Origin of the sequence: Flavobacterium sp. (genome assembly GCF_003525665.1) — a bacterium.
In the GTDB taxonomy this organism is placed as follows: Bacteria; Bacteroidota; Bacteroidia; order Flavobacteriales; family Flavobacteriaceae; genus Flavobacterium.
The window spans coordinates 12465-12871 of the sequence record NZ_DQDX01000078.1 but is presented as its reverse complement, the minus strand read 5'-3'; the positions used below and the strand labels follow the sequence as shown (position 1 = coordinate 12871).

Genomic DNA, 407 nt, shown 5'->3' with positions numbered 1-407 from the left:
ATTTTTCTTGAATAACTGCATTGTTTTTTTAAGCAAAGCTATTGTTATATAATGCTTTTAAGTTTAAGATTTACTTAATACTAACTTAAGAATCGCTTAAATTAAAATTGGCTTAAAATAACTTTCAAATGTTTTAGTTCTGATTATAAACTATACTTTTACATAAAATAATGTGGAGCAAAAAATAGTTTAAAATGTTTTACTTTATAAAATTAGAATTATGAAAAAAATTGGATTAGTAGTGATGCTTTTAGTTTCTTCAATAGGATTTTCTCAAAACTGGAAATCATCATTAGAGGAAGCAAAAATTGAAGCAGCAAAAGAAAACAAACAAATACTATTAGTTTTTTCTGGATCAGATTGGTGTGCGCCATGCATGAAATTAGAAAAAAATATTTGGAAATCGG

General features: G+C 24.6%; 1 protein-coding gene. It reads left to right on the top strand.

Features of this window, described 5'->3' with window-relative positions:
• Nucleotides 1–220 precede the first annotated feature (220 nt).
• Nucleotides 221–407 (top strand): thioredoxin family protein (locus DIU01_RS05450; protein WP_290832263.1); only part of this gene is annotated, 187 nt, incomplete at its 3' end.